The organism is Phreatobacter aquaticus (assembly GCF_005160265.1).
Lineage (GTDB): Bacteria > Pseudomonadota > Alphaproteobacteria > Rhizobiales > Phreatobacteraceae > Phreatobacter > Phreatobacter aquaticus.
Genome location: NZ_CP039865.1, coordinates 248139 through 265978, shown reverse-complemented (window position 1 = coordinate 265978; position 17840 = coordinate 248139). Strand labels below are relative to the sequence as shown.

Genomic DNA, 17840 nt, shown 5'->3' with positions numbered 1-17840 from the left:
GATCCTGACCGATCATGAGCACGAAAGCCCTCGGTCTCGATGTCATATTTATTGCAGGGACTTCAGAATTTGCAATAATGTAATGAAAGAAACATACCGGACCTGCCCGTGACCAACGCCCCCGCTGCGCCTTCGCCCGCCCTTCTGGACGCCCTGGACAAGGCCATTGCCGCCGACCGGGACCACCTCGTCGACCTGCTCAGCCGGCTGGTGCAGATGCCGTCGGTCAATCCGAAGTTCCTGCGCGATCCCCAGTGGAATCGGGAGCCCGAGGTGCAGGACATCATCGAGGCCGAGCTGCAGGGCCTGGGCTTCATGACGGAGCGCAGCTTCCCGCTGCCCGACCGTCCCAACCTGATCGGCCGGTGGGCGGGATCGGACGCGCGGAGCCTCGCCGTCTGCGGCCATGTCGACGTGGTGCCGCAGGGCGATCTTGCCGGCTGGACCGTCGATCCCTTTGGCGCCGAAGTGCGCGGCGACAAGCTGTATGGGCGCGGTTCCTGCGACATGAAAGCGGGTCTTGCGGCGGCCCTCGTCGCCTGCCGGGCGATCTCCAGGCTGGGGCTGACACTCGACGGGCGGCTGGAGTTCCACGCTGTCGTCGACGAGGAGGCCGGCGGCTTCGGCGCGATGGCGGCGGCAGCGCTCAGACCCGCGCCGGCAGGTGTGCTGATCTGCGAGCCCAGCGCCGGTGCGATCCGTCCCTGGGCGGGCGGCCTCGAATGGGTGCGGGTGACATTGCGCGGCTTGAGCGGTCATTCGGCGCGACGCTTTGCGTCGATCTATCCCTCGGAAGCCGCCGCCAGCGTGCCGGTGAAGAGCGTCAACGCCATCGAACTCGGCGCGCGGCTGCTCGCCTCGCTGCGCGAGCTCGAGACCCAGTGGGGCATCGCCAAGAGCTTCCCCGGCATGCCGGCCGGCATGAACACGATCAGCCCCGGCGTGATGGTGTCCGGATGCGGCATGGGGCCTGATGGCCTGCCGACCATCCTGTCCAATCCCGCCATGGTGCCGGATCTCTGCGTCATCGACTTCGACATGAAGTTCCTGCCGAACGAGACCTCGGCCGACATCCGCCGCGAGTTCGAGGAATGGGTGGCGCGGTTCGCTGCAGCTGACCCTTGGCTCCGCGACCATCCGCCGGAAATCCGCTGGGAATTGGCCGATCTCCATTTCCCGCCGGTGAACACGCCGCTGGAGCACGGCCTGGTGCAGGCGGTGAAGGCGAGTGTCGAGGCACGGGGCCGGGCGCCGGAGATCGTCGGCAGCCTCGGTGTCACCGATGCTGCGCACTACGCGGCCGAGGGGATCCCCGGCGTAGTCTATGGGCCGACCGGCGCCGCCCAGCACGGCCCCGACGAATATGTACTGATCTCGTCGGTGATCGAGACAGCGCAGGTCGTCGCCCAGAGCATCGTCCGCTTCTGCGGTGTGCGCGCGGCGGCCTCCTGAGCCGCCGCTGCGCAGGGTCAGCTTGCGGCCCGCATCAGGCCAGCGATCTTCTCGCCGATCACCACCGTGGTGAGATGCGTGTTGGCGCGGCAATCGGACGGCATGATGGAGGCATCCGCCACGCGCAGCGCGCCGATGCCTTTCACCGTCCCATCCGGATTGACCACGCCGTCGGCATCGCCGAAGCCGGACATGCGGCACGAACCTGCGGCGTGCTGGATATCGCCAGTTTCCTGACGGAGAACGGCCTCAAGCTCCGCCACCGGCAGGGCTGCTGCTTGCGGCATGGTGAGGTCGGTGTCACCCATCCGGATCGATGTCGCGATGCCGGCGAGCGCCGGATGAACGGCGAGCACGGCCAGTCGCTTCACTGCATCGACCATGCGCTCCATGTCCAGTGGGTCGGCCAGCATGTTCTCCTCGACTACCGGATCGATCGCGGCGTCCGGCGAAGCGAGTTTCAGCGTGCCGCGCGAGAAGGCATTGAACAGGCCGGCGCCAATGGCGCCGGAGCGCGCCGGATTTTCGACGCCGCGATGGTTGAAGCCGATCAGGATCATGTCGCGCTTGCCGCCATTGGCGAGGCCGGACGAATAGGTCACGCAGCTGTTGGTGTGGCGGGTGTCGGGATCGGTTGGCCGCAGGTCCTCGCGCAGTTCGACGGTTGCGCGGAACAACGGATGGTCGAAATAGTGCCGGCCGACCGGCAGGTCCCGTTCAACGGCGATGCCCATGGCTGCGAGTTCCGCCGCAGGCCCGATGCCGGAGCGGAGAAGGATGGCCGGGCTGTGGATGGCGCCGCCGCAGAGCACGATCTCGCGCGCCGATAGTTCCGAGATACCCAGGCCTTCGGTGCGGACGATGACGCCGGCCGCCTTGCCGTCGCGGATGACCACCCGCTCGACCAGCGCGTGGCCCCGGATCTCCAGATTGGCCCGGCTGCGCGCCGGCTCCAGATAGCCCTCGTTGGTGGTGATGCGCCGAAGGTCCCGGCTGTTGATCGGATAGCAGGCGACACCCTCGCCATCCGGGCCGTTGAGGTCGTCACACCAGGCATAGCCGCTGCCGAGGGCCGCGCCCCGCAGTCCCTTGTCGACCGGGCCCCAGGTCTCCAGTGGCGCGCGATAGACGGGCAGGGGACCGCCCTTGCCGTGGCCCGGACGATCGCCGAAGGCGAGATCGTCCTCGATCACCGAGAAGAGCGGCATGATCTCGCTGGCCGACCAGCCGGTGCAGCCAAGCGAGGCCCATTCGTCAAAGGCATCGGCCACGCCGCGAATGGCGATCTGGCCGTTCATCATGGAAGAGCCGCCCAAGCCCTTGCCGCGCCAGTAGAAGCGCTGGGGCTGGCCGGCGACCCGGCGGGTGTGAAGATCAGGCCATTGCCATTTTTCCTGGAACTCGCGCCGATGAATGATCGGGATCGGGTTCGGCGTCCGGATCTCCCAGGGGGCCTCGTCGGCGCGCCAGTCGAGACCCGCCTCCAGCAGCAGCACACGGCGGCCCTTGTCCTCGGACAGACGGGCGGCAACGGCGGCGCCGGCAGAGCCGCCGCCGACCACGATGACATCATACATGCGCTTACTTCTCGACGTTCCAGAACACGGGAATGGCGGACGGGATCAGATTGCGCAGATTGGCGCGATAGGCAGCAGGCTGGGCAAATTGTCCCCACGGGATGCCCGGGGCCTGATCGTACATGATGGTCTGGATCTGGGACGCGATGGTCTTGCGCTCGGCGTCCGTCGCGGCCTTGGTGAAGGCCTCGAGCAGCGGGGAAATCCGCTCGTCGCACTGCCAGCCGGTGTAGTCGGCGCAGTTGAACGCGACCATCACATTGGTCAGGGGCGAAGCAAGGTCGAAGCCGCCGGCATGGACGCCATAGACGCTCCAGCCCTCGCGCTTGGCGCGCCGGGCCAGCACCGAGGCCCAATCCATAACCTGCAGATCGACATTGAAGCCGGCGGCCTTGAGCTTCTCGGCGAGCACCTGCGCCGAGACGCGCGGCGCCTCGAGATCGCTTGCCTGCAGGACGACCACGGGTTCGCCAGCATAGCGGGTGGCGCGAAGGGCGGCACGTGCCGCTTCGACGGACGGATTGGCGGCAGCCTCCGTTCCGGCGGTGCTCTCATAGGCGCTGCCGCACATGAAATAGCTGGCGCAAGGGCCGCCATAGTTCGACGAGAGGCCGAGGCCCGCGATGACCTCGCGCTGGTCGACCAGCTTCCACAGCACGCGGCGGATCGCCGGATCATCGAAGGGCTTCTGCGTGGCGTTCAGCCGGTAGGCGCCGGCGAACATGTGCGGGCCGGTGAAATTCTGCACGCGGACGCGGTTGTTCTTCTCCAGCACGCCCAGAAGATCGAAGGGGGCATATTGCATGAAGTCGATCTCGCCGACCTGCAGCGCGGAGGCCGCGGTGCTGCCATCGGGAATCACGCGGATCTCCAAGGCGTCGAGCGTGACGCGCTTGCCGCCGGCGAGGAAGTCGGCGGGCTCGGAGCGCGGCACGTAGTCCGCATTGCGGCGGAGCACCATCCGGTCGCCGGAGCGATGATCCTCGCGGCGATAGACGAAGGGGCCCGAGCCGATGATCTCGGTGATGCGCTGCTCGGGCGGCGTGTTGGCAAGCCGCTCCGGCATCATGAAGGCGCCGGGGCTGACCGGATGGCCGAGCGCGTCGATGACGAGGCCGAAGGGTTCCTTGAGCTTGATGACGAAGGTCTTGGAATCGGTTGCCTGGATGGATGCGGTCGCGGCGAACAACCGGCGTCCCAGCGCATTGCGCTGGCCCCAGCGCTTCAGCGAGGCCACGCAGTCGGCGGCGGTCACTGGCTGGCCGTCATGGAACTTCAGGCCGTCGCGCAGCGTGAACGTGTAGGTCAGCCGGTCCTCGGACACCTGCCAGGACTGGACCATCTGCGGCTTGATCTCGCCCTTGGAATCCATGGCGAACAGCGTGTCGAACACCATGTAGCCGAAGGTGCGCGTGATGTAGGCGGGCGTGAAATGCGGATCGAGCGTGACGATTTCGGCTTCCAGAACCGCAACCAGAGTGCCGGCGGCCTGGGCGCCGGGCACCGCCCCGGCACAGGCGATGGAGAGAGCCACGAGGGCTGAACGAAGGGAGGGAAGCTTGGGCATGGGGGCTCTCAGGGGACTGCGTTTCGACCCCACGGGACCAGCAACGGCCATGCCATGCAAGGGCAGTGCTGGTATGCGGCAACCATCTGAGCCGGCTCAGTAGGACTTCGGCAGTCCCAGCACGCGCTCGGCAATGAAGCTCAGGATGAGCTGCGGGCTGATGGGGGCGATGCGCGGGATCAGCGCCTCGCGCAGGTAGCGCTCCACGTGATATTCCTTGGCATAGCCGAAGCCGCCATGGGTCATGATCGCCTGCTGGCAGGCATCGAAACCGGCCTCGCCCGCCAGATATTTGGCGGCATTGGCGGAGGCGCCGCAGGGCAGGCCGGAATCATATTCCCAGGCCGCCTTCATGATCATCAGTTCGGCGGCTTCGAGCTCCATCCAGTTCTTGGCAAGCGGATGCTGGATGGCCTGATTCTGGCCGATCGGGCGGTTGAACACGATCCGGTCCCGCGCATAGGCGGTGGCGCGGGAAAGCGCCAGCTTGCCGAGGCCGACGGCTTCGGCGGCGATCAGGATCCGCTCCGGATTCATGCCATGGAGGATGTATTCGAAGCCGCGCCCTTCCTCGCCGATGCGGTCTTCGACGGGCACCTCCAGCCCCTCGATGAACAGCTCGTTTGAATCGACGGCCTTGCGGCCCATCTTCTCGATCTCGTGGACCTTGATCTTCGTCCGGTCGAACGGCGTGCAGAACAGCGACAGCCCGAGCGTCGGCTTGGTGACCTCGTCCAGGGGCGTGGTGCGCGCCAGGAGCAGCATGCGGTCGGCGACCTGCGCGGTCGAGATCCAGACCTTCTGGCCATCGACGACATAGCGATCGCCCTTGCGGACCGCGCGGGTCTTCAGCTGCGTGGTGTTGAGGCCGGTATTGGGCTCGGTGACCGCGAAGCAGGTCTTTTCGCGGCCCTGCACCATGGGCGGCAGGATGCGCTGCTTCTGCTCGTCATTGCCGAAGACGACGACGGGATGCAGACCGAAGACATTGATATGGACGGCGGATGCCCCCGACATGCCGGCTCCCGACTGGGAGATCGCCTGCATCATGACCGCCGCGTCGGTGATGCCGAGGCCGGAGCCGCCATATTCCTCGGGGATACAGATGCCGAGCCAGCCAGCAGCCGCAAGGGCCTGGAAGAAGTCCTCGGGAAAGCCGCCCTTGCGGTCACGCTCCAGCCAGTACTCATCGCCAAAGCGCGAGCAGATGCCAGCCACGGCCTCGCGAATGGCTTGCTGGTCCTTGGTGAGGGCAAAGTCCATCCGGGTGCTCCGTCACAGGGGATCGTTGCGGGAACCGTCGGGAATGACCAGCACGCCCGCCGCAACAAGGCGCTCGATCTCGTCGCCCGCCATGCCGGCCTCGGCCAGCACGTCGCGTCCGTGTTCGCCGAGACGGGGAGCGAGGCGGGCGGTCTCGGTCGGTGTGCCGGACCAGGTCGCGCCCATGCGCATGGAGCGCAACCGGCCTTCGGTCGGATGATCCATCATCTGGAAGAAATCGGTCGCGACGAGGTGCGGGTCGGCGAGCACGCTGTCGAAATCGTGCATCGGCATGACCGGCACGTCCGCCTTGCGCAGCAGCGCCAGCCATTCGTCTGTGGTGCGGGCCTCGAACCAGGACGAGAGCTCGCCATAGACGAAGTCGATATTGGCGATCCGGTTGGCGAAACCGGCGAAGCGCGGATCCTGGATTGGCAGGTCCGGCATGCCGATGGCGCCGAGGAAGTTGGTCCAGTGCTTGTCTGTGTAGACGAGCGCGCAGACATAGCCGTCGCGGGTGCGGTAGGGCCGGCGCTGCGGTGACAATTGCCGGGAATAGCCGCCCCGGTCGAGGGGGGGATCGAAGGTCAGACCGCCGAGATGGTCGCCGAGCACGGTCGACACCATGGTCTCGAACATCGGGATATCGACGCGCTGGCCAATGCCGGTGCGTTGCTGGTTGACCAGGGTGGCGCAGATCACGCCTGCGGCGGTGAGGCCAACCATCCGGTCGGCGACGGCGGTCGGCACATAGCGCGGCGTGCCGTCGCCGGCCTTGGCGATAAGCGACGACAGCGTCGATCCGCCCTGGATCAGGTCGTCATAGGCGGGATCAGCGGCATAGGGGCCGTTCTGGGCGAAGCCGAACAGGCCGGCATAGATTATCCGGGGATTGATCGCCGCGACCGCCTCATAGCCAAGCCCCAGGCGTTCCATGGCCTTGGGCCGGATATTGTACATCAGCACGTCGGCGCGTGCGATCAGCAGCTTGAGGGCCTCCAGCCCCGCCGGGCTCTTCAGGTCGAGGCAGATGCTGCGCTTGGACCGGTTGGCATTGAGGAAGATCGGCCCCATTCCGGGGTTCTTCATCGGGCCGATCTGGCGGATCACGTCGCCGTCGGGGGCCTCCACCTTGATGATCTCGGCGCCCATGTCGCCGAGCATCTGGCTGGCGGACGGCCCCATGAGCACGGATGTCAGGTCGACGATCCTGATCCCTTCGAGTGGCCCCATGTCTCGCATTCCCTCGCATGCCGTCGGCGCGTTACCGCCGAGGCGCCCGTGATACACAATGATCGAAGGGCGCCCGATAGGCTATTGGGCCGATGCTGAGAGGAGGCACTCGTCTGCTCCCCGTGTTTTCGGCCGCTGGCTTGGGCCGCACCGCGGCCGACACGATGCCGCATGGGGGAACCCGGTCGGGCCCTGACGCGTTGCAGCCCGCATCGTCACAGGCGGCATCATGACAAACTACTTCGACCTTCAAGCCTTCCTGCCGCATCTGGCGGCCTTGCTCGGCGCCTATATCCTGGCGCTGCCGATCGGCTGGGACCGGGAGCAGGAGGAACGCAGCGCCGGTCTGCGGACCTTTCCGCTGGTTGCCATCGCGTGCTGCGGATTCATCCAGGCCGCGGAGGCGCGCTATGGCGAGCATCCGGACGCCATGGCCAAGATCGTCGAGGGCCTGATCACCGGTGTCGGCTTCATCGGCGGCGGCGCGATCCTCAAGCTCAAGGATTCGGTCAAGGGCACGGCGACAGCGGCCAGCCTGTGGGCGACTGGCGCCATCGGTACTGCGGTCGGTCTCGGTTCCTATGCCGTGGCAACCGTCATCGCGGTGTTCACGGTGATGACCCTGAAATGGCTCACGCCGCTGAAGGCAGAAGCGGCAAAGTCCGAGGACTAGCGTGTCAGGCGAGGGGCAGGGCGAAGCCGACCAGGAGGGCGGCTAGCGCACCAGAAGCGTGGAGAGCGGTGGGAACAGCGCGATGAAAAGCAGTGCGATCGCCATGACGGTCACATAGGGCATGGAGCCGGCGAAGATCGTCTCGATCTTCACGCTGGGATCGCCGAGCGTGGCTTTGACCGTGAAGACCGAGATGCCAAAGGGCGGCGTCAGCAGTCCCATCTCGACGGCAATGATGGTGACAATGCCGAAATGGATCAGGTCGAACCCCATCGATGACGCGATCGGGGCGCCGATCGGTACCATGATCAGGAGGATCGAGGTGGAATCCAGGATCATGCCCATCAGCAGGATCACGATGACGAAGGCGAACAGAAAGCCGTAGGGGCCGAGGCCCAGATGCTGGACGAAATCACCAATGGCATTGGGTACGCCAGCCATGGACAGCATCCGGGAATAAAGGCTCGCCGCGATGAGCAGGAAAAGGATCGAGGCCGAGACGAGCCCGGATTCCTTCAGCACGCGCCAGAATTTCGGCCAGTCGAGACGTCGCCTGACGAGGGCGATGACCAGGGCGCCGGCCGCACCGACGGCACCGGCCTCGGTCGGCGTGAAGAAGCCGGTATAGAGACCGCCGAGGATGAGGACGACCAGACAGCCGATGGGAACCGATTTCGCGAGCATCTCGCGGATGCCCATGACCGGCCCGCCAGTGTCCTCGGGCTTGCCCGGATCGACGAAGATCTTGTGCGGCCAGACCGTGGCATAGACCCAGATCATCACGGCAAAGCCGATGGCGATGATGACACCCGGAATGACGCCGGCGACAAACATCTTGCCGATGGATACCTCGGACAGAACGCCATAGACGATCATCAGCAGGCTCGGCGGGATCAGCATCCCGAGGATCGATGACCCCGCGACCGTGCCGGACGCGAATTTCATCGTGTAGCCATGGCGGACCATTTCCGGCACCGCGACCTTGGTGAAGACAGCGGCCGATGCGATCGACACACCGGTGACGGCGGCAAATACCGCGTTGGCAGCAACCGTCGCCATTCCGAGACCGCCGCGTATCCGGTGCAGCGCCGCCTGGGCCACGGCGAACGTGTCCTTGCCGACATCGGAAATGCTGACGAGCAGGCCCATCAGCACGAAGAGCGGAATGGTCGCGAAGAGATAATCCTGGATGCCCGAATAGGTGGCGAGCGCGGTGAAGCGGAATGCGAGATCGACGTTGTCACGGATCAGCCAGACACCAATCGCGCCGGTGCTGATCAGCGACAGGCCGATCGGCAGGCCGAGCAGGATGAGCCCGACCATGGCTCCGATCAGCAGGAAACCAAGTGTCACGTCTTCCATCGTCGCTCAGCCCCTGGCCGGTATGCGCCGGCCGGCAATCTCGGCGACGAACAACATGAGATAGGCAAGGGCGCCTGCCGCCCCGCCGAGGATGATCAGCCCGCGGAACGGCCAGGTCGGCACGGTGAACAGGCCTTGGACGCCGAAGAATTCGCGTGTGGCCAACGAGGTCCACATGCCCGGCCATGCGGCCCAGGCAACGAAGGCCATGACGGCCGCACCGATCAGCAAGAACACCGCCTCGATGAACCGGCCGATGCCAGGGCTTCGGTACAGCAAGCCCTCGATCAGAAAGTCGGCGCGCGTCATGCGCTTGGAATAGATGGTGGCGCCGATCTGCAGAAAGACGATGCCGACGATGGAATGGGCTGCGATCTCGGAGACGCCGGTGATCGGCATGCTGAGGAACGAGCGTCCGATGACATCGGCGCAGATGAGCAGCATCAGTCCAAAGGTCCAGATCGTGCCGATGGCGGCGAGCGCATCCAGCAGAAGCCTTATCGGATCGAAGGGCGCCGGCGGTGCCGTTCGCTCCAGTGCCGCCATGTCAATGTCGTCGGCCATGCCGGCGTCTCTCCGAGTATCCAGTGGTCTTGAAAGCGGAAATGGGCGCTGGAGCAGGTCCAGCGCCCAGGATTTCAGGCCCGATCAGGCCGAGGCTTCGCGGTCCCAGTCACGTCCCGGCGTCTTGCCGGCAGCGCGGATCGCCGCGAAATAGGCCTTCAGCACGTCGCGCGACGCAGGCCCCGACGTATCGGCCCAGGTCTTGGCGATGTTGGGCAGACCGGAGATCCAGCGCTTGCGCTCGGTATCCGACAGCGTCGTGATGATCGACCCCTTCGACACCATCTCCTTCTCGGCCGCGTCGATGCGCGAGGAGACGTCCTCGATGTGCTTCTGGGTGGTGATCTTGCCCGCTTCGTTCATCACCTTCTGGACTGCTGCAGGCCAGCGGTCGAAACGCTGCTTGTTGGCGGCGATACCACCGACATACATCGCGCCGACATCGCACTTGGTCACATATTTGGCGACCTCATAGACGCGGGTCGGCAGGATGCCGACGAAGAACGACAACGCACCTTCCGACACGCCCGTCTGGATGTCGGTGTAATAGGTGGTCAGCGCGCCATCGACCGGCGTTGCCCCTGTGCCCGACAGCCAGTTGGCCGAAGTTCCCGGCGCGGAGATCTTCTTGTTGCGGAGATCGTCGAGCGTGCGGACCGGGAAATTCGACCAGATATGGTAGGTGTCGGTGATGAACGACGACAGCGGCACCATGTTCAGGCCGTTCCAGTTGGCCTTGATGGCCGGAACGGTCTCGTTCAGCGTGTCGAAGGTTCGCGCGATCAGGCCGTGGTCACCGGTGGCGAACGGCGTGAAGTAGCTGACATTCTGCAAGGGCATGGTCGAGCCCTCCCAGAGCGAGCCGACGTAACCGATGTCGGTGATGTTGTCGCGAACCGCCTCCATCGTGTCCTGGAACTTGTAAAGCGTGCCGCCATAGGCCTCGCGCCAGTTGATCTTCACCTGGTTGCCCCCGTCGCGCAGCAGGCGGTCGACCTCCGGCTGGAACACGTTCTTCATCATGGAGACCCAGAAATTCTGGACCGGGTGGCTTGCGGCAATGGTGATGTTCAGCGTCTGCTGGGCCGAAGCGCGGATCGAAAAGACGGGCAGGGCGGCGGCGCCGGCGGCACCGGCCAGGAAGGTTCGACGGCTGCTCTTGGTCAGTTTCGTGGTGTCTGCCATGGGGCGTTCCTCTCTTGGGGTCGGGCCCGTGAGGGCCGGCGTTTCCATTGTTCTTGTCGGCCGGTTTCTCCGGCCTTTTCTGCAGGCAGACAGGCTAGCACCCATCTGCCGGCGTCATGCAATCGTGCCGAGTGCCTTGAGGATCCTCTCGGGGGTGAAGGGCTGGGCGAAGACCTTGGCGCTCAGAGGGCCGAGGGCGTCGTTGATGGCGTTCATGATGGCGGCCGGTGCACCAGCCGTTCCCGCCTCGCCCGCGCCCTTGGCGCCCAGCAGCGATTCCTGGGTCGGGGTCTCGACGTGCCCGACATGCATGTCGGGCATCTCGGCCGCCATGGGCACGAGATAGTCGGCAAGCGTTGTGGTCAGGAGCTGGCCATCTTTATTGTAGATGCAGTGCTCGTAGAGCGCGCCGCCAATGCCCTGGACGATGCCGCCCCGCACCTGCTCGTCCACAAGCATCGGATTGATGACGCGGCCACAATCCTCCACGCACCAATGCTCGAGCAGTTTGACGATGCCGGTCTCGATATCGACTTCCAGCCAACTGGCCTGGATGCCGTTGGTGAAGGCGAAGGGATATTCCTTGGTGATGTAGTGGCGCGTCTGGACGAGTTCGCGCGCGAGGTCCTTGGGCAGCGTATCGCCCCGGTAGTAGACGATGCGGCCGAGCTCGGAGAGCGGCATGCGCGACTGCCCCGTGGCCCGGTCGACGACCTCGCCCATGATGATGTCGAGGCTGGATGGCTGAGCCTGCAGCATGGCGCCGGCGACCTGGAGGATCTGCTCCTTCAGCGCGATGGCCGACTGGAGGGCCGCTTCACCGCCGATACCGGCGCCGCGACAGGCCCAGGTTCCGCCCCCATAGGGCGTGGTCTGGGTGTCGCCTGTGACGACCTTCACCTTTGCGACGGGAACGCCGACACCGTGGGCGACGATCTGCGCGAGGATGGCTTCCGTGCCCTGCCCCTGCTCGGTGACCCCCGACAAGGCAACGACCGAGCCGTCCGGGTCCATCCGGACCGTGCAGCCGTCCTGCGCGGAAATCTTGGCGCCGCCGATGCCGTACATGAAGGGCGAGGGGTTGGTCAGCTCGATGAAGCTCGCGAAGCCGAGGCCGCGATAGACGCCCTTCCTGCGTTGCTCGGCCTGGTCGGCGCGGATGCGCTCCAACGGGACCATGTCCAGGAGCTTGTCGAGGGAGGCGTGGTGCGACAGGCCCTCGAACCGCATGCCGGCTGGCGAGGTGCAGGGATAGGCGTCGTCACGGATCAGGTTCTTGCGGCGGATGGCGACCGGATCCAGGCCGAGGGCTTCTGCCGCGAGGTCGACCAGGCCCTCCGTTACCGCTGTCGCGATCGGATGGCCGACAGCGCGATATTGGCAGGTCGGCGACTTGTTCTGCAGGACGACGGTCGTGGTGCAGCGGTAAGCACCGAAGGCATAAGGGCCGCCGCACAGGTTGACGACCTGGTTGCCCTCGACCGCGCTGGTGCGGGGATAGACCGAATAGGGGCCGATGCCGGTGAGGTCGTCGATGTCGAAGGCCAGGAACCGGCCCTCTGCGTCGACGGCGAGCCGCCCCGTGATGCGGTGGTCGCGCGCATGGATGTCGCTGCCGAAGGCCTCGAACCGGTCGGCGATGAACTTCACCGGCCGTCCCATGATCCGCGACATGCAGGCCACCGCCATCTCGTCGGGATAGACGTGCACCTTGATGCCGTAGGAGCCGCCGACATCCTTGCAGATGACGCGGACGTCGCCCTCCGGCATGCGCAACTGCGTCGCGAAGACGTTTTGCATCATATGCGGCGCCTGCGTCGAATGATGGACGGTCAATGTCCCATCGGCGCGGTTGTAGTCGGCAATGATGGAGCGAGGCTCCAGCGTGACGCCGGTATGGCGTCCGGTGTGGAACGTGGCTTCCACGATCTTGTGAGCGGAGGCGAAAGCGGCCGCGACGTCGCCGGTTTCGGCCGTGCGCGTGAAGACGAGGTTGTCGCCGAGTTCGGGATGGATGATGACGGCATCCGGACGGAGCGCCGTCTCCATGTCCACCTGTGCGGGGAGGGGATCGAACAAGACGGCGAGGGCCGCCACGCCGTCCTCGGCGGCAGCGCGCGTATCGGCGACGACGGCAACAACGGCCTCGCCTTGCCAGGTGGCGCGTTCGAGCGGCAGCGGATATTGCGGCGCCGATTTCATCCCCTTGAGATGCGCGAGCACGGCGACCCAGGGATCGCAGACCTTCGCGAGTTCGGCACCGGTGAAGACGCGCACGACGCCTGGCACGTCCAGTGCAGCGCTCGTGTCGATCGAGACGATCCGGGCATGCGCATGGGGCGAGCGCAGGAAGGCCGCGTGAACCAGCCGGGGCAGGCTGACGTCGTCGGTATAGGTCGCGCGGCCCTCGACCAGCTTGCGGGCGTTGGGGCGCGGCACGGCGCGGCCAATATAGGAATTGGGCAGATCCTCGCGGGACAGACCCAGAGAGCGGGGCGTGACGATCTCGTTCATCAGGCAGCCTCGCTCTCGCGTCGGGCTTTCAGCACGTCATCGATCGCGTCGACGATGGCCTGATAGCCGGTGCAGCGGCAGTAATTGCCCGATATGTGCTCACGGATGTCGTCGCGCGAAGCGTTCGGGGCGTGTTTGAGGATGTCGGCTGCGCTCACCAGCATGCCGGGCGTGCAATAGCCGCACTGAGAGGCGTTGCGGGCAACGAAGGCCGCCTGGAGGTCGCGGATTTCGCCTGTGTCCGACAGGCCCTCGATGGTCTCGACCACCGCGCCATCGAGACTGGCGGCCATGACCAGGCAGCCCCGCACCGCATCGCCGTCAACGCGCACCGTGCAGGCCCCGCAGACGCCGTGCTCGCATGCGGTGTGGGCACCGGTCAGCCCAAGTTCGCTGCGCAGGAAGTCTATCAGATGGGTTCGCGTGTCGACGCTGCGCGAGACCTTCTCGCCGTTCACCGTCAAGCTCACGTCGATGCGGCGGTTCATGCGGCCTGCTCCGAACGGGCAAGGAAGGGGCGGAGGGCGCGAGCCAGGAGCACGCCGGCGAGGTGCCGCTTCAGCTCTGGACCGCCATGCAGGTCGCTCGGTGGGTCGAGGTCGTCGGCAAGCGCAGCCTTCGCAGCCGCAATGGAGGCATCGCTGAGCTGTTGCCCGATCAGTGCGGCGGATGCGGCCTGTGCGATCTCGGCGCCAGAGCCGACGCCAAAGAAGACGAGGCGGCAATCCGCGACGCCACCATCGGCCTGGATCGACAAGACGGCGGCGAGACCGGCCATGGCATAGTCGCCGGACCGGCGGGTCACCTCGACGATGGTCTGACGGCTCGCGGCCGTGGCCACCGGCACCTCGACCGCCACGACGATCTCGCCGGGTTCGAGATCTGTCGTGAAAAGGCCCTTGAAAAAGTCGCTGGCCGCGACTCGCCGTTCGCCGGAACGCGAGGCCAGCACGATTGTTGCACCGAGCGCTACGACACAGGCAGGCAGCTCGGCCGCGGGATCGGCCAGTGCCAGGCTGCCGCCGATCGTGCCGCGGTTGCGGATGGCAGGATGGGCGATCAGCGGGGCGGCCTGCGCCAGCAGGGGGGCATGCCGGGCGACAAGCGGATCGCGGGCAAGGTCGGCATGGCGCGTCAGCGCGCCGATGCGCAATGCAGCCTCCGTCACGCCTATGCCCTTCAGCGATGCGATCCGGGTGATGTCGATGAGACCCGACGGCTCCGAGAGCCGGAACGACAGCGTCGCCAGAAGGCTCTGGCCACCGGCCAGGATCTGGGCCTCGGGACCGGCGGCGTCGAGCGCGCGCCAGAGCCCGTCGAGGCTATCGACGCGGGCATAGCCCATCGCCGGCCACTTCATGGTACGTCTCCCCGTCAGGACCGTCTGCCGTTGGCTTGCAACGACGCGATCCGTATTCTTTAATTGATCAAATGATCAACGAGGCCGGGACCGGAAGTCAAGAGCTTTTGGCCGATCGGTCCGGCAGGGAGTGCACCGGGAAATGACGGATGGTCCCGATGCGGGCATGAAACGACGACGGCTCCCGCCGGAGGAACGGCGCATGCAGATCGTCGAGGCCGCCGTCGGCTATTTCGCAGAGGTTGGTCTGGCCGGAACGACACGCGATCTGGCCAAGCGAGCGGGCATCACGCAAGCGCTGCTCTATCAGTACTTTCGCAGCAAGACGGACCTCCTTGAGGCCGTTTTTGCCCGCGTCTACCTCGATCGGATGGCACCGCATTGGCCGGGCCTGCTTAAGGATCGGTCGCGTCCCTTGCGCGAGCGGATGATTGCCTTCTACGGCGAATACACGCTTGCGATCTTCACCTATGAGTGGATGCGCATCTTCATGGCCGCCGGCCTTGCAGGCGAGGCGCTCAACCGCCGCTATCTCGAACATGTTCGCGATGTGCTGCTGGCGCCGTTGATGGAGGAGATCTGCCACTATGCCCGTGGTCCGATCCGGCCCGAGGTCGAGGACCTGTGGAACCTCCATGGCGGCATCGTCTATCTCGGTATCCGCCGCCACGTCTATCATCTGCCGACGCCGGATGATGTCATGCCGGTGATCGAACGGGCAATCGATCGCTTCCTCGCCGGTTTCTCCATTGACGTCGCGGCGCTGCCCGGCGTGCCGAAAGGACCCCAGCCATGAGCGCACTCTTCGCCATCCATGCTCTCGACCGTGCTGGTGCGCTGCCTGTGCGGCTCGCCAACTATGACGCACACAAGGCGTTCCTTTCCGACACGTCGGCCCATGGCGTGACGATCGTCATGTCGGGGCCGCTGATGAGCGACGACGGCGAGGCGATGGTCGGCAGCCTGTTCCTCGTGGAGGCGCCGGACAGGGCCCATGTCGAGGCGTTCAATCGGGCCGATCCGTTCCACCTGGCCGGGATCTGGCAGCAGGTGACGATCACGCGGTTCCTGCGGCGTCAGGGCTGACGCAGGGCAGGATATGGGTTTCCGGCTCGCGTTTGAGGCCGTGCCCCAAAGCGCTGGGCTTCACCTGTTGGCGCAGAGCCGGAGGTCAAGTTTCGCGGCAGTGTCGTCAGAACAGATGGTTTGAGGCTGCGCCAACGCGCCCTGCCACCATGGGCAGTGGGCGCTCGCGGGCATCCTCCGCCTAGTCTCGCGATGGGCTATGGCATCGAGAAGAATGGCGCGCCCGAAAGGATTCGAACCTCTGACCCTCAGATTCGTAGTCTGATGCTCTATCCAGCTGAGCTACGGGCGCGCGCCGCGCTCGACAAACCGGTGAGGCCGTCGGGCGGGAGGCGGTCAATTAAGCTGTTTCGCCGAGGATTGCAAGAGCATCTGCGGGGACAAATCATCCATTCCGACAGACGGCGCGGCGCGGCCCCTCGGCCCCTGCGTCAGCGACCTCAGGCGCGCTTCTTCTGGCGCTTGCGGGCATCAGCAAGGTCGATCGGACGGTCCGGTATCGAGATTCGGAACGTCGCGCCGAGCGTGCCGTCGGCCAGCGTGATGGCGCCGCCATGGGCGCGGACAAGTTCGGAGGCTATGGCGAGGCCAAGACCCGTGCCGCCCGGCCGGGTCGAACCCTGGAACGCATCGAACAGGTGAGCCCTTGCCTTTTCCGGCAGGCCTGGACCGGTATCCGAGACCTCGATCACCGCGACCGAGCCCTCGCGGCGACCAGTGATTCGGATCTGGTCGCGGGTGGGATCGTTGGGTGCGCGGGTCTCCAGCGCCTGCTGGGCATTGCGGGCAAGATTGAGCAGCACGCGGAACAGGTGGTCAGGGTCGGCATCGACCAAGATGTCACCTGCGACCGCGTTGACGAAGCCGATCGGTGCCTCCGGCCCAAGGCCCATCGTCTCGCGGACGTCGTCTACCAGGTCGGTCAGCGGCACCGAGAGGCGTTGCGGCGGCGCTTCCTGCGCTCGGCCGTAGGAGAGCGTCGCCTGGCAGAAGGCGATGGCACGGTCGAGCGCCTGGATCATTTTCGGGGCGAAGCGCTGGACGGTCGGGTCCGGAATATTGGCGAGGCGGTCCGAGAACAGCTGCACGGAGGCCAGCAGATTGCGCAGGTCATGGTTGATCTTGGACACCGCGAGGCCGAGGGCGGCCAGCCGCGATTTCTGCGCGAGCATGTCGTGCAGGGAGTGCTGCATGGTCTGCAGCTCGAACTCGGCAACGCCCACCTCGTCCTTGCGGCCGGTCGGCACGATGGCGCGCGACAGGTCCTCCGGATTCTCGCGGAAGGCGATCATCGTCTCGGTCAGCCGCCGCATGGGGCGCACGAAGATCAGGTTGAGCGTCACATAGACGAGCGCCGCAGTCAGGCCGGAAATGAAAAGCGACAGGACCAGGATGTTGCGCGAGAAGGCAAGCATGGCCTTCTTCAGCGGTGTCTCGTCCATGACGATCTCGACGAAATCGCCGGCGCGCCGCGCATTGCCCATGACCCGGATCGTCCGGCCCTCGCGCGCCATCAGGGTGGCGAAGGCCTCCGAGATCGCCTCCATGGCGGTCTGATCGCGCATGTCGACGGTGGCATCGACCATGGGTGGCTGGTCGGAGACGGCCAGCAGGCGGCGGGCCGGTCCGGTCTTCAGCGCCACGGCCTGCGCGCCCGCGCTGTCGAGCAGTTCGCGCACCAGCGCTTCAGGCACCATGCCGCTGGGGGCTGCCTCCAGAACCAGGGCAGCGGTGCGGCCGGCCGCCAGACGGTCGTCGAGCCAGCTCCGCCGAAAATTGGCGATCGAGGGCACGTAGATGAAGACTTCCGCCAGCATCACGAAGAGAACGGTGAGGATCAGGAGCTTGCCGGAGAGGCCGATGCCGCGCGAGGGCTTCGGCGCCGCCTCGTCCAGCGCTTGCGGATCGATCACGCCCGTGCCGAACGCGCCGTCCTGGCCGGCTGGGGCGGCACCCCTGGTCTGATCGGGCGGCGTCTTCTTCGACATCAGGTCCGTACGGCTC

General features: G+C 65.9%; 15 protein-coding genes and 1 tRNA gene. 4 read left to right on the top strand and 12 right to left on the bottom strand.

Features of this window, described 5'->3' with window-relative positions; all coding sequences use genetic code 11:
• Positions 1 to 108: 108 nt before the first annotated feature.
• The gene (locus tag E8L99_RS01120) at positions 109 to 1452 is read left to right on the top strand and encodes a M20 family metallopeptidase (RefSeq protein WP_252511219.1); all 1344 of its coding nucleotides are present in this window, start codon (positions 109 to 111) and stop codon (positions 1450 to 1452) included.
• A 17-nt stretch (positions 1453 to 1469) separates the two neighbouring features.
• Here E8L99_RS01120 and E8L99_RS01115 read toward each other — a convergent pair whose 3' ends face one another.
• The 4 genes from E8L99_RS01115 to E8L99_RS01100 form a co-directional block, all read right to left on the bottom strand.
• Positions 1470 to 3029, bottom strand: a complete 1560-nt coding sequence (locus E8L99_RS01115) for a GMC family oxidoreductase (RefSeq protein WP_137097823.1) — start codon at positions 3027 to 3029, stop codon at positions 1470 to 1472.
• 4 nt (positions 3030 to 3033) lie between these two features.
• Positions 3034 to 4596 (bottom strand): ABC transporter substrate-binding protein, encoded by a 1563-nt coding sequence (locus E8L99_RS01110; RefSeq protein ID WP_137097822.1) that lies wholly within the window; start codon positions 4594 to 4596, stop codon positions 3034 to 3036.
• Positions 4597 to 4692: 96 nt separating this feature from the next.
• On the bottom strand, positions 4693 to 5859 hold the full coding sequence (locus E8L99_RS01105) for an acyl-CoA dehydrogenase family protein (protein ID WP_137097821.1): 1167 nt from the start codon (positions 5857 to 5859) through the stop codon (positions 4693 to 4695).
• A 12-nt stretch (positions 5860 to 5871) separates the two neighbouring features.
• Positions 5872 to 7092 (bottom strand): CaiB/BaiF CoA transferase family protein, encoded by a 1221-nt coding sequence (locus E8L99_RS01100; RefSeq protein ID WP_137097820.1) that lies wholly within the window; start codon positions 7090 to 7092, stop codon positions 5872 to 5874.
• 229 nt (positions 7093 to 7321) lie between these two features.
• On the opposite strand from E8L99_RS01100, the gene E8L99_RS01095 reads away from it, so the two are divergent.
• Positions 7322 to 7765 (top strand): MgtC/SapB family protein, encoded by a 444-nt coding sequence (locus tag E8L99_RS01095; RefSeq protein ID WP_137097819.1) that lies wholly within the window; start codon positions 7322 to 7324, stop codon positions 7763 to 7765.
• Positions 7766 to 7807: 42 nt separating this feature from the next.
• Here the strand turns inward: E8L99_RS01095 and E8L99_RS01090 are convergent, their stop codons facing one another.
• The 6 genes from E8L99_RS01090 to E8L99_RS01065 all read right to left on the bottom strand — a co-directional run bounded on the left by E8L99_RS01090 (position 7808) and on the right by E8L99_RS01065 (position 14750).
• Positions 7808 to 9127: a TRAP transporter large permease gene (locus tag E8L99_RS01090; protein WP_137097818.1), complete on the bottom strand. Its 1320-nt coding sequence runs from the start codon at positions 9125 to 9127 to the stop codon at positions 7808 to 7810.
• Between the two features lie 6 nt (positions 9128 to 9133).
• Positions 9134 to 9691 (bottom strand): TRAP transporter small permease subunit, encoded by a 558-nt coding sequence (locus E8L99_RS01085; RefSeq protein ID WP_137097817.1) that lies wholly within the window; start codon positions 9689 to 9691, stop codon positions 9134 to 9136.
• Between the two features lie 84 nt (positions 9692 to 9775).
• A complete protein-coding gene (locus E8L99_RS01080; RefSeq protein WP_137097816.1) occupies positions 9776 to 10876 on the bottom strand; it encodes a C4-dicarboxylate TRAP transporter substrate-binding protein in 1101 nt (366 codons plus the stop codon).
• 114 nt (positions 10877 to 10990) lie between these two features.
• Positions 10991 to 13390 (bottom strand): xanthine dehydrogenase family protein molybdopterin-binding subunit, encoded by a 2400-nt coding sequence (locus E8L99_RS01075; RefSeq protein ID WP_137097815.1) that lies wholly within the window; start codon positions 13388 to 13390, stop codon positions 10991 to 10993.
• Positions 13390 to 13878, bottom strand: a complete 489-nt coding sequence (locus E8L99_RS01070) for a (2Fe-2S)-binding protein (protein ID WP_137097814.1) — start codon at positions 13876 to 13878, stop codon at positions 13390 to 13392. The genes E8L99_RS01075 and E8L99_RS01070 overlap by 1 nt, the downstream gene beginning before the upstream one ends.
• Positions 13875 to 14750, bottom strand: a complete 876-nt coding sequence (locus tag E8L99_RS01065; RefSeq protein WP_137097813.1) for an FAD binding domain-containing protein — start codon at positions 14748 to 14750, stop codon at positions 13875 to 13877. The genes E8L99_RS01070 and E8L99_RS01065 overlap by 4 nt, the downstream gene beginning before the upstream one ends.
• A gap of 202 nt (positions 14751 to 14952) precedes the next feature.
• On the opposite strand from E8L99_RS01065, the gene E8L99_RS01060 reads away from it, so the two are divergent.
• Positions 14953 to 15546: a TetR/AcrR family transcriptional regulator gene (locus E8L99_RS01060; protein ID WP_215907038.1), complete on the top strand. Its 594-nt coding sequence runs from the start codon at positions 14953 to 14955 to the stop codon at positions 15544 to 15546.
• On the top strand, positions 15543 to 15836 hold the full coding sequence (locus tag E8L99_RS01055; RefSeq protein WP_137097811.1) for a YciI family protein: 294 nt from the start codon (positions 15543 to 15545) through the stop codon (positions 15834 to 15836). Before E8L99_RS01060 ends, E8L99_RS01055 begins: the two co-directional genes overlap by 4 nt.
• Before the next feature lie 215 nt (positions 15837 to 16051).
• Here E8L99_RS01055 and E8L99_RS01050 read toward each other — a convergent pair.
• Positions 16052 to 16128 (bottom strand) — tRNA-Arg (locus tag E8L99_RS01050).
• Between the two features lie 148 nt (positions 16129 to 16276).
• Positions 16277 to 17824 carry a sensor histidine kinase gene (locus E8L99_RS01045; RefSeq protein WP_137097810.1) on the bottom strand — a complete coding sequence of 516 codons (1548 nt, stop codon included), beginning with the start codon at positions 17822 to 17824 and terminating at the stop codon, positions 16277 to 16279.
• Between the last annotated feature and the right edge of the window lie 16 nt (positions 17825 to 17840).

Excerpts from the sequence above, each read along its gene's own strand:
- E8L99_RS01110 (WP_137097822.1), bottom strand. The coding sequence starts at position 4,596 with ATGCCCAAGCTTCCCTCCCTTCGTTCAGCCCTCGTGGCTCTCTCCATC.
- E8L99_RS01095 (WP_137097819.1), top strand. The coding sequence starts at position 7,322 with ATGACAAACTACTTCGACCTTCAAGCCTTCCTGCCGCATCTGGCGGCC.
- E8L99_RS01045 (WP_137097810.1), bottom strand. The coding sequence starts at position 17,824 with ATGTCGAAGAAGACGCCGCCCGATCAGACCAGGGGTGCCGCCCCAGCC.
- E8L99_RS01075 (WP_137097815.1), bottom strand. The coding sequence starts at position 13,390 with ATGAACGAGATCGTCACGCCCCGCTCTCTGGGTCTGTCCCGCGAGGAT.
- E8L99_RS01100 (WP_137097820.1), bottom strand. The coding sequence starts at position 7,092 with ATGGGGCCACTCGAAGGGATCAGGATCGTCGACCTGACATCCGTGCTC.
- E8L99_RS01085 (WP_137097817.1), bottom strand. The coding sequence starts at position 9,691 with ATGGCCGACGACATTGACATGGCGGCACTGGAGCGAACGGCACCGCCG.
- E8L99_RS01070 (WP_137097814.1), bottom strand. The coding sequence starts at position 13,878 with ATGAACCGCCGCATCGACGTGAGCTTGACGGTGAACGGCGAGAAGGTC.
- E8L99_RS01115 (WP_137097823.1), bottom strand. The coding sequence starts at position 3,029 with ATGTATGATGTCATCGTGGTCGGCGGCGGCTCTGCCGGCGCCGCCGTT.
- E8L99_RS01105 (WP_137097821.1), bottom strand. The coding sequence starts at position 5,859 with ATGGACTTTGCCCTCACCAAGGACCAGCAAGCCATTCGCGAGGCCGTG.
- E8L99_RS01090 (WP_137097818.1), bottom strand. The coding sequence starts at position 9,127 with ATGGAAGACGTGACACTTGGTTTCCTGCTGATCGGAGCCATGGTCGGG.
- E8L99_RS01060 (WP_215907038.1), top strand. The coding sequence starts at position 14,953 with ATGCAGATCGTCGAGGCCGCCGTCGGCTATTTCGCAGAGGTTGGTCTG.
- E8L99_RS01055 (WP_137097811.1), top strand. The coding sequence starts at position 15,543 with ATGAGCGCACTCTTCGCCATCCATGCTCTCGACCGTGCTGGTGCGCTG.
- E8L99_RS01080 (WP_137097816.1), bottom strand. The coding sequence starts at position 10,876 with ATGGCAGACACCACGAAACTGACCAAGAGCAGCCGTCGAACCTTCCTG.
- E8L99_RS01065 (WP_137097813.1), bottom strand. The coding sequence starts at position 14,750 with ATGAAGTGGCCGGCGATGGGCTATGCCCGCGTCGATAGCCTCGACGGG.